This is a genomic window from Micromonospora sp. NPDC049580 (genome assembly GCF_040675595.1).
Classification (GTDB): domain Bacteria; phylum Actinomycetota; class Actinomycetes; order Mycobacteriales; family Micromonosporaceae; genus Micromonospora.
Genome location: NZ_JBFAPG010000697.1, coordinates 1 through 2,305 on the forward strand (window position 1 = coordinate 1; position 2,305 = coordinate 2,305).

Sequence of the window (2,305 nt, forward strand, 5' to 3'; positions counted from 1 at the left end):
TTTCCGTTCAACAGGAACGGAAACTGTCCAAGATCTCGAAGCTCGGACGGGTGGGTGCCCGTCAGTCCTTCTCGATCGTGACCTTGCTGGGCTTGGCGCTGCGCTCGTCGGTGGTCGGCTTGCTGGGGCGCTTGCCGTTCTCACCGGTGCTGGTGATCTTCGTCGGCTTGGCGCCCCGGCCACCCTCGCCCGGAACGGCCGCCACGGTCGGTTCGCCGTCCACCCCGGCGCTGGCCGCGCCGCCGTCGACAGTGGTCACCGGCTCGGCCACCGGGCGGGCCGTGGACTGCTCGGACTCGCCGGCCGCGGCGGCGTTCGCCGGCTGCCGGGCGTCGTCGGGCTCGGTCGTGAGGCCGAGCGCCGTGCCGGCGCCGACAGGCGCACCAGCGTCGTCGGGCGTGGTAGCGCCGTCGTCACCGATACCGGACCCGGTCGCGGCCTGGCCGCCTGCCGGCTCGGTCACGGCCGTCGGGTCGGGGCGGTCGTCCGTGGCCGGTGCGGTCGGGCCGTCGATCGGGCCGGTGGTGCTGCGCAACCGCACCTCGGCCATCTGCCGCTCGAGCTCGTCGGACTCCTGCCGCGCCTTCCAGGTCTCCTGCCGCAGGTCGGCGAGCTGCTGCTGGGCCTGCGCGATCTCCAACATCACGTGGGCGAGCTGCTGCCGGCCGGCGGCCGCCTCCTGCTGCGTCGCCGCCAGGTGCTGCTGCGTGGTCGCCAGGTGCTGCTGGGTCGTGGCCGCGTACTCCTCGAACTGGCGGCGCGAGGCCGCGACGTGCTCGTCGGCCTTGCGGCGCTTGTCACCCGCCTCGGTCGCGGCGCGGCTCAACAGCTCGGCCGACTCCGTCTCGGCGCGCTGGCGCAGGGCCGACGCGTCCCGCTCGGCCGCCTGACGGATCGCATCGGCGCCCTGCTCGATCTCGTTCTTGCGGGCTGTGTACTCGGTCTCCAGCTCGTTCTTGCGGGCTGTGAACTCGGATTCCAGCTCGGCGCTGCGCGCAGCCCAACCCGACTCCAGCTCCTGCTGGCGGTTGGCGAACGTGGACTCCAGCTCCTGCTTGCGGGACTCGTGCTGCTTGTCCAGCTCGTCGCGCCGCTTGGCGAACTCCTGCTCGGCGGTGGACCGTCGCTGGGCCAGCTCGCGGTCGGCCGCCTCGCGCCGCGAGTTGACCTCCTGCTCCACGCCGGCTCGCCAGGCGCCCAGCTCCTGCTGGGTCTGCGCCCGGGACTGCTGCACGTACGCCTCGGTCTCGCTGCGCATCCGCTGCACGTACGCCTCGGTCTCGGACCGACTGCGCTTGGCCGACTCGGACGCCTGCGTGGTCAGCCGCTCGGCCTCCTGCTGTGCCTTGGCGCGGGTGGCCCGGCCGGCCATCGACGCGTCGTCGATGATCTGCTTGGCCTCCTGCTGGGCCTTGGCGTGGGTCGCCCGGCCCGCCTCGGTCGCCGTGTCGGTGAGCCGCTTGGCCTCCTGCTGGGCCTTGGCGTGCACCTCCTTGGCCGCCTCGCGCAGCTCGCCGGCCTCCTGCCGGGCGGTGGTCAGCGCCTCGCGGGCCGCCTCGCGCAGCTTGGTGGCCTCCTGCTGTGCCCGGGTGTGGATTTCCTTGGCGGTGTCCCGCAGGTGGGTGGCCTCCTGCTGGGCCTTGGCCAGCTCGTCCTGTGCGGTCTTGCGCAGCTTCGCCGACTCGTCCTTGGCCGACCGCAGGGTCGCGTCCGCCTCCGCGCGGCGGGAGGCGCTGTGCCGCTCCTCCTCCTGGCGCCGGGCGGCGAGAGCGATCTCGAAGTCCTTCAACGCCCGCGCGGCCTGCTCGCGGGCCTCCTCGATGATGTGCTCGGCGGTGGCGCGACGGGCGTCGATCTCCTCGTTGGCCGCCGACAGGATCTGCTCGGCCTGCTCCTCGGCGAGGGTGAGGATCGACTCGACGCGGGGACCCAGGTGCCGGAAGGAGGCCCGGTCCACCACGTTCATCTGCTTGCGGACCTGGGTCAGATCCCGCTGCAGCACCTCGACCTGGCCGGCGAGCTTGTGGATCTGTGTATAGGCCTGTTCCCGTTCGGCGGCGAGGGTCGCGATCTCGTGCTCGGCACGCGCGACGTACCGGTCAACCTGTTTCTTCTCGTACCCCCGCAGAGCGGACTCGAAGCTGGGCTCCGTGGTCACGTCCCCGCCGAGAGCGAACAGTTCCTCGCCGTGCGACATGCCCCCATCCTCACACGCATCGCCCCCTGCTGGGGCGATACGGACGCCCCTTGTGGGACCTACTTCACTCCGTGGCGAGGGTGCCACACCAAGGGTTGGGAAACGCAC

General features: G+C 72.1%; 1 protein-coding gene. It reads right to left on the minus strand.

All coding sequences use genetic code 11. The features are described from left to right. Nucleotides 1–61 precede the first annotated feature (61 nt). Nucleotides 62–2,197 carry a hypothetical protein gene (locus tag AB0J68_RS31110; protein WP_363942337.1) on the minus strand — a complete coding sequence of 712 codons (2,136 nt, stop codon included), beginning with the start codon at nucleotides 2,195–2,197 and terminating at the stop codon, nucleotides 62–64. Nucleotides 2,198–2,305 lie beyond the last annotated feature (108 nt).